At 63.7% G+C, this 7,699-nt stretch carries 7 protein-coding genes; all 7 read right to left on the bottom strand.

Going from position 1 to position 7,699, the window contains the following annotated elements; all coding sequences use genetic code 11:
- Positions 1–5: 5 nt before the first annotated feature.
- A complete protein-coding gene (locus JW929_04315; GenBank protein MBN1438614.1) occupies positions 6–950 on the bottom strand; it encodes a LysM peptidoglycan-binding domain-containing protein in 945 nt (314 codons plus the stop codon).
- Positions 951–1,052: 102 nt separating this feature from the next.
- Positions 1,053–4,313: a transglycosylase domain-containing protein gene (locus JW929_04320; protein MBN1438615.1), complete on the bottom strand. Its 3,261-nt coding sequence runs from the start codon at positions 4,311–4,313 to the stop codon at positions 1,053–1,055.
- 1 nt (position 4,314) lies between these two features.
- Complete coding sequence (locus JW929_04325) at positions 4,315–4,782, bottom strand: hypothetical protein (GenBank protein MBN1438616.1); 468 nt, start codon at positions 4,780–4,782, stop codon at positions 4,315–4,317.
- Between the two features lie 283 nt (positions 4,783–5,065).
- Positions 5,066–5,509 carry an RES family NAD+ phosphorylase gene (locus tag JW929_04330; GenBank protein ID MBN1438617.1) on the bottom strand — a complete coding sequence of 148 codons (444 nt, stop codon included), beginning with the start codon at positions 5,507–5,509 and terminating at the stop codon, positions 5,066–5,068.
- A complete protein-coding gene (locus JW929_04335; protein ID MBN1438618.1) occupies positions 5,509–5,931 on the bottom strand; it encodes a DUF2384 domain-containing protein in 423 nt (140 codons plus the stop codon). Before JW929_04335 ends, JW929_04330 begins: the two co-directional genes overlap by 1 nt.
- A gap of 136 nt (positions 5,932–6,067) precedes the next feature.
- Entirely contained in the window at positions 6,068–6,856 is a 789-nt protein-coding gene (locus JW929_04340; GenBank protein ID MBN1438619.1) for a hypothetical protein, read from the bottom strand.
- Positions 6,857–7,435: 579 nt separating this feature from the next.
- Positions 7,436–7,597: a hypothetical protein gene (locus JW929_04345; protein MBN1438620.1), complete on the bottom strand. Its 162-nt coding sequence runs from the start codon at positions 7,595–7,597 to the stop codon at positions 7,436–7,438.
- Between the last annotated feature and the right edge of the window lie 102 nt (positions 7,598–7,699).

Below are 7,699 nucleotides of genomic sequence, written 5' to 3' on the forward strand. Positions count from 1 at the left end.
GATTCCTAAGCTCCCCGAGCCTGAAGAATAAATTCGTAAGAATCCATCCGCCCCGCCAACACAAACGCATCGAGGGTCAACGTGTGCGTTGGTCCCGGCGGCCACTCCCCCTGGCCGTGCCAGATTCGGAATCCCACCGGCCGGCCGAGGGAATCCAACAACACCAGCACCGCGTCCACCCGCGTGGCCGCCGCTCCGTCTTCCGCATCGATGCGGAACTCGACCGTCAACTCGATCCCGTCCGAACGCGGGACGGCGGTTTCCTTTGTTACGACCGCCGGCAGGATCCCCAGCGCCTCGGTGGTGCGCACGGCGCTCGCCAGTTCGACCCGGGCGATTTCGGGCTGCGCCAGCTCCGGAGGAAAGAACACCGCCGCCGCGGTCCGCCGGCCGGCGGGCAGAACGAAAAGGGGGAACGCCGTATCCAGGGCGCTGAAGGCATCTTCCTCGGGCGATGCATACAGCGAAAACCGCAGGATCAGTCCGGAAACCGGATCCGGCCCCGGATTGCCCACCATTGCCAGGCACCATTTTCCGCCGCTGGGTTGCGGGTAACAATAGGGCGGACCGAGTTCCAGGCTTACCGGCGTGGGGCTGGGGGGAGGCGTTTCGGAACCCGCCGGCCTGACCGGAATCACCAGCACCTGGCCGATCGGCAGCGCATTGGGATCCACGCCGGGGTTGGCTTGGATCAGCGCATCGACGGTGACGCCGAACTTGGCGGCGATCGAGCCGAAGGTGTCGCCCGCCTTCACGGTGTAGGTCTGCGGAGTGGGGCTCGGGGCCGGCGTCGGAGTGAGCGAGACCGCGCGCGTCGGGAAAAAATACGAAGGGGAGGCGGTCGGCGATTGCCAGCGGGCCGGGGTGGGGAATTCCACCGGCGTCGCGGCGGGCCGGCAGCCGCACAGCAAAGCCGTCCAGAACAACGCACACCAAGCGCGCGAAGCCATAACCGCGATTATAACAACCCGGAAAGGAGCGCTCTCCGCCCAAGAATTCCCGGACGGCCGGCGATTTCCATCCCGAAATCGGCCGAGGACCCAGGACGGACATCACGTGGTCGGCGTGCTGGTCGGCAAGGGCGTCTCGGTATCGGTGGGCAGGGGCGTCTCGGATGCGGTTCCGGTGGAAGTGGGCTGGGGCGTGAAGGTCGGCGTGCCGGTTGGAATCGGGGTTTCCGTCGGCGTCAGAGTCACCGTCGGGGTTTCGGTGGGCGTGCGGGTGGGAACGGGCGTCGGAACGGGTTTTTGCAGGTGGAAGCGGACGTTTATTTCCGCTTTCCCACCCTGGCGCGAGAAAACGGTCAGTCGGATGGTCAGCCACCCGTTGTCGATCCGCGAGACATCCCACTCCGCCAGCTTGCCCGTCGCCGAGACCGGGATCGTGGAAGGGGGAATGATGGCGATCCACTCGTCCGGATCCCGGTCGAGCGCGTATTCCAGCGTAAAGTGGTCGAATTCGCGGGTGGCATCCGCTTTGCCGAGGATGTCGAACCGCTCGTCGGCGACCGTCTGGTTTTCCTCCGGCACGGTGATCAGGAGAATCGGGCGGGGGCTGTCGGCGGTGCACTCCCCTTCCGGGTAATAGATCAGCGGATCGGGGAATCCGCGGGCCGCGGCCCAGGCCCGCCCTTCGGGAGTCCCGGCCAGCCACAAGCGCGCGTCGGGATCGCTGACCGCGATCGTCAAACCCTGCTGCATGTGATCAGCGCAAGCCGCGGAGGCGCGCAGGCCGGTGAAGGTGTCGATCCAGGTGTCGCGCCACAGATCCTGGGCGGCCGGCAGGGGCGGTTGGTCGGAGGCGAAGTATTCCGTGCGGGTGGAGGTGCAGTACTTGCTCGGCTCGGTTCCGGAGTCGGCGCAGATCAACTTCTGAATGATCCCGGGCGGCGGTGTGAACGGCGCGGGATTGCCGCCGGCGATCTGTTGGACGGCGTGGACCATGAACTCGGCCCAGATCGGCGCCGCGCCGCTGACGCCGGTCGTCCCGATCATCTCGGTGTTGTCCGGATTCCCGATCCACACCCCCGCCGCCAGGTCGGGCGTGTACCCGACCGTCCAATTGTCCTTGAAGTCGTTGGTCGTGCCGGTCTTCACCGCGGCGGGGAAAGGCAGGTTGAGGACCGAGTTGGCCCCGAACATCGGCGTGCGGGCTTCGTTGTCGGAAAGAATCGAGGAAATCAGGAAGGCATGCTCCTCGCGCAGAACCCGCTCCCCGGCCGCCGGCTGGTGCTCGAAGACGGTCTTCCCGTCGAAGGTCTGGATTTTGGTGATCGCCACCGGGGGAATCCGCACGCCGCCGGCGGCCAATACCGCGAAGGCGCCCGTCATTTCCAGCGGCGTCACCTCGCCTCCGCCCAGGGTGAGCGAAAGCCCGTAGTCCGCCCGGGTCAGCGTGGTGATGCCCAGCCGTTTGGCCATCGGGATGAATCCGTCGGGGGAAGGCGTGGCCGGATCGTCGTAGATGCCGACGGCCTGCAGGGTCTTCACCGCCGGGATGTTGTAAGAGTTCGCCAGCGCGCCGCGCACCGTCACCGGTCCGTGGAAGCGGCCGTCGTAGTTGACCGGTTTGTAGGGCGGGTTGGTGTCGAAAGGGTCGTCGGAAGGCGGGAATTCGCCCGGCACGTCCCAGATCAGCGTCGCGGCCGTCCAACCCTGTTCGAACGCGGCCAAGTAGGTGAGCGGCTTGATGGCGGATCCCGGCTGCCGGGCGCGGACGGCCATGTTCACCTGGCCGGCCGGTTGGGCGTAGAAATCCGGCGAGCCGACCATCGCCAGGATCTCCCCCGTCGAAGGCCGGATGGCGACCAGCGCCCCTCCGGTTACGCGCTTGTCGGCTAGCGCTTGAACCTGGCGCAGGACGACATCCTGCGCCAGATCCTGCACGCCCGGATCTAGGGTGGTATAGACCTGGAAGCCCGAACGGTAAATGGTCTGCGGATCGTACAGCGATTCCAGCTGCTGGCGGATGTAATTCACCCAATGCGGATAGCGCATGTACACATCCGGGGGGGCGAACTGCCTGCTTTGGGATGCGGTCCACGCCGCCACGGCCTCGTCCGGCGAGATGCAGACTTCGCCCAAGTTTTCCCCGATGAAGACGCAATCCTGTTCGGCGCTGGTTTCGATCAACATCACCAGCACCTGGCGCTGTCGCTCGAGGGTCGCTTCGCGGTTGGTGTACACGTCGTAGACCGAGGGCGCCTGGGGCAGGCCGGCCAGGAACGACGCCTGCTCGAGGTTGAGCCGGTCGGCGGTGGTCCGGTAATAGGTCTCGGCCGCCGCCTGCACGCCGTAGGCCAGGTTGCCGTATGAATTTTCGTTCAGGAACAGCTCCAGGATTTCTTCCTTGGAGTAGCGGCGGGTGATCTCCACCGCCAACAGCGCCTCGCGCACCTTGCGCATGTAGGAAATGTCCGAACGCTCCTCGGGCGTCATCAGGACCATCCGGGCCAACTGCTGGGTGATGGTGGAGGCGCCCGAGACGGTCTCGCCCGAGGAGAAGTTCTGGGTGAACGCCCGCAAAATCGCCCACGGGTCGAAGCCGGGATGGCTGAAAAAATTCTTATCTTCGGCGGCGATGGTCGCCGCCAGCATGTAGGGGGAGATTGATGTCAGCGGCGTGTAGGTCCGCCGGCCGGCGTTCGGATCGATGATTTCGTAGAGTAGCTGGCCGTTGCGGTCGAAGATGCGGGTCGTCTCGAATTGGGCGGTGTGAGTCCGCAGGTCGTCCACCGAAGGCAGGGTGGAGGCGATTTGGAAGTATTCATACAGCATGAAGCCCGCCGCCAGGAATCCGGCCGCGGTGAAGGAAAACACCCCGGTGAGCAAAATCCGGAACAGGCAGGAGCGTACCGCGCGGCCGCGGGACCGCCTGGATTTGGAAAAGCCGGAAGTGGAAGATCCGCCGCCGGGGGCAAGCGGCCCGGTCCGCGGCGGGCGCCTGCGCGCCCGCCAATGCGGTATACGCGGCGGCTTCGGCGGCTCCTTGGGCGGAACGGATTCGACGAATTCCGTTTCGAATTCAAGGCCGTCGGGCCCTCCGGGCGGAGGAGCGGCAGACTCCCCCGAGCTTGGGTCCACTTCGCCGGAATCCGAGGAAAACGAGTCCTCTTCGGCGCCGAACCCATGGCCGGGTGCGGGGGGAGGCGGTTCCGCCCCGGCGGGCTCCTCCCCGGCAATGGCTTGCTCCGGCGGCGGGGCGGATTCATCCTCGAAGGAGACTTCCTCCTCCTCGTCCTCATCGTCCCAATCGCCGGTTTCGTCGAGGCTGCGCTGCAGGCGGCGGAAGCGGTCGGCGGACGATTCGTCCATCTCAGGCCGCGGGTTTGCTCTGGATCAGCACGATCCACTTGCCGCTCATCACGGTTTCGTCCTTCTGGTTCTTTACCGTCAGGGCGATATCCGCCGCGCCGCCCCCCAGGCGGGGAAACGGCTTCAACCCGGTCACTTCCATCTCGCAGCGCACTGTGTCGCCGAGGAACACCGGCCGGCTGAACTTCCATTCGGCGATCTCGCGGAAGGCGAGAACGGTCCGGTCCATCAAACCAGTCTGCACCGTCAGCCCGGAGACGATCGAAAGCACCAGCAGGCCGTGGGCAACGCGCTGGCCGAAGGGGCCTTTCGCGGCGTAGTCGGCGTCGATGTGGATCTGGTTGAAATCCCCCGACAGGCCGGCGAATCCGGTCACGTCGGCCTCGGTGACGGTCCGTCCGGCGGTGTAAATCTTTTGTCCGAGGGCGAGTTCCTCGAAGTATTTTCCGCGCGGTTTGCTGTATTCCATGGTCGACTCCTTCCGAAGGGCGGCTGAAAGAGATTCTAGCACAGGCGCGGCGCCGGTTCTATCCGCCGTCATCCGCGGCGGCCGCCTGCGGATGCCGCGGACCCGCGCGGCGATCCGTCCGGAAGATGGGACGCCGCCGGCAGCCTCCACGCCGTCCGGAACCGCCCGCCCGTCCCGAATTCCGTATGCGTCCGGGACACGGATCCGGGAGTTCCTTCCCTCGGCAATGCGCCGGAATCCCGATCGCGGCGGATCGCGGCGCCGCCTGTAAAAAGATGCGCTGTTAGAACCGGAAGACTTGCGGCTTGGGGATATGGATCTTCGAAAAAACTGGATGGGCGGGGTTGAGCAGGAGAGTCCAATCTTCGGGGATAAGCACGGACGGGACCCTCAGGACCGCGGCCGTTCCGCCTTCGATCCAGGCCGATCCGATCCGGCGGGTGCTTTCCGGCGGGGGCTGCTGCCGCCAATTGGCGGGGAGGTCCTGCGGCGGGAGGGTGTCGACAGCGATTTCCGGAGGAATCTCGATCTTGAATACCGCCAAGGGGATGGTAAACGCCGCCCGCCCGGCGTACACCAGCATTTCCAGCGCCGCCAGAGAGAGGGTTCCGCTCAGATACACCGCCCGCACCCCGCGTCCGTTCCAGCGCCCGGCGGCGATGCGCGCGCCCTCTCCGCTGAAAGCTTCCCCCTGGTGCCGTTTGGGAATCAACTTCCAAGCCGCCATCACGCCAGCACTCCGTGGTCGACGCGCAGCAACAGGTCTTCCACCTCCCGCGCGCTGGCTTCCATGCCCATCAGATCGCAGGGGACGCGGTTGCCGAGCCCCGGCTGGGGCGAGAGCATCCAATCCCGCGCCGTGCCTTCATCCTCCAGGACGTTCGAGGCCAGCAGGAACAGGTCCGCCACCCGATAGAGCCTATCCGATACGGCCGGGGAGAGCTTCTTCTGCGGGACCCGCCGCAGGCGGCTGACGGTCCCCGCCGGCAGGCCGAGAATCCCCGCCAGACGGCCCTCCTCTAGCGAAAAGCGGTTGCAGACGTGGGCCAACGAGAGGGCCGGCAACCCCTTTTGGATGACCAGCGCCATTTCCAGCGCGCTCGCCGGCTGCTTCTTCAAACCCAAAATGCGCGACACCGATTCGCCCATGGGACGATACCCTCCCCGCAGACCGCCGTCCACCGGCGGGCCGCGCGATGGTCGATCGGAATAATATTAGACTCACTCCCGCAGAAAAGCAATTCCCCCGCCCCTTGACGGTAGCCAAGGGCGCGAACCCATGCGGTCAACCCCGCACGCGGAAGGAGTCAACCATCCGGTCGAAGACGGGCAGACGGGTTTCCATCTCGTCGGCGGCCGTGTAACAGAAAATATCCCATATCCGATTCCCGTCCCGGACGAAATACACCGCCATCTGTTTTTGCGCGCCGCCTTCGTCGAAGGCAAGGAGCAGCAGTCGCTCGACCTCGTAGGCCGGATGCGCGAGCCCCAGCCGTTCCAGCAGGCTGTATTGATTGGAAATGGAATCGAGAAACCGCGAAGCGTAGTCCGCCGGCGATTCCCCCGGGCTGGGGAAATCGTAGGCGACGGCGACGTTGGTCACCACCGCCGGATTTCCCTGGCGCGAGTCGATGCCCCACAACACGTAACTCTTGGCGGCGCCGGTCAGCTTTTCCTCGATCGCCGTCCAATCGAAATCCGCCCCCAATTCCTGCAAGGCGGCGACGATCGCCGCGGCTTCGGTGTGCGGATCGCCCGCGGCGTAAGTGGCGGGCATCGAAATCTCCACCTCCGCAACGGAAAAAATCCGCCATTCGACCTCGATCTCCGCGGTCGGGGAAAGAGCGGATGCGGATTCGGTCGGTTTGAAGCGCGGCGTGACGGTTGGAATGGCGGAGGCAAGCGTCGACGGAGGAAACGCGGGCAGCGGAGAGGTTTGCGCCTCTCCGCCGAAGGTTTGCTTCGGCTTTGCGGCGGCGAGGAGGATTCCGGCGATCACCGTGACCCCGATGGCCATGGCAAAACAATCCAGCGCCGCCAATCCCAGCAGCAAAGCGGCCTGGTGCGGCTTCATGCCGAGTATGCGGCGGGGGGCGCCGCTTCCGGCGCCGGCTTTCTCATTTGCCATAACAAAAAAATTATAACATCCGACAGCGGGCCGGATAAGGAAACCCTTCGCAGCCATCTATTTTCCATGGCTGCAGAAAGCACAAAAGACACAAAAGGGTTTTTGCAATTACGGCAAATTTTACAAGGCGGGGGATATCATGAAGTCTTCTTGTCCTTTTTCTGGATAATTCCTTTTCTGTCCGAAGGATCATCCCTCCATTCATTTGACAAATCCCCGTGCTTGTCATCCAAAAACAAAACACGGCATTTCCCGGGCGCGGGCGCTTACGGTGACGATAATTCCATCTCTGGCGTCTTGCCAACCTCCAAACTATGCGCTTATGATAGGGAGGGTGAATGAGAGAGGCGCATGCGAGAGCCATAGCCGGTTCTTCCCAAACCCGCGGAGGAACAAACGCCCTGGCTGCCTTTCATCAAAAAACGCCAAGCAATTAACAGAAGGGGTTTTCTTTTTGGATAAAATTATCACACAACCGATTCTTTATCGGAGGGGTATGAAATCACTAATCAGGAAATCTCACTATCAAGGCTTCCTTTCTTTCCTTGTTGTAGTAATTCTATCCGTATTCAATAGCTCGTGTAATTCCGCTTCTACACCGAAGGCATCTCCCTTGCCAAAATCAACCGGATTTGCGACATCATTGCGGACTCCTTCATATACCTCATTCCCATCTTTATCGCCCACTCCAACATCCTCGCCGACATCCACACCCATAACCTATAATTGGGAAACCCACGGCCCTTGGGGCGGACCCGTCTCCGCTCTGGCCATTGATCCGAAAAATTC

This window comes from Anaerolineales bacterium (assembly GCA_016928575.1).
Taxonomy (GTDB): Bacteria; Chloroflexota; Anaerolineae; order Anaerolineales; family RBG-16-64-43; genus JAFGKK01.

Bases quoted from the DNA above. Each gene is read 5' to 3' on its own strand.
- JW929_04320 (MBN1438615.1), bottom strand. From the start codon at position 4,313: ATGGACGAATCGTCCGCCGACCGCTTCCGCCGCCTGCAGCGCAGCCTC.
- JW929_04340 (MBN1438619.1), bottom strand. From the start codon at position 6,856: ATGAAGCCGCACCAGGCCGCTTTGCTGCTGGGATTGGCGGCGCTGGAT.
- JW929_04330 (MBN1438617.1), bottom strand. From the start codon at position 5,509: ATGGCGGCTTGGAAGTTGATTCCCAAACGGCACCAGGGGGAAGCTTTC.
- JW929_04325 (MBN1438616.1), bottom strand. From the start codon at position 4,782: ATGGAATACAGCAAACCGCGCGGAAAATACTTCGAGGAACTCGCCCTC.
- JW929_04315 (MBN1438614.1), bottom strand. From the start codon at position 950: ATGGCTTCGCGCGCTTGGTGTGCGTTGTTCTGGACGGCTTTGCTGTGC.
- JW929_04335 (MBN1438618.1), bottom strand. From the start codon at position 5,931: ATGGGCGAATCGGTGTCGCGCATTTTGGGTTTGAAGAAGCAGCCGGCG.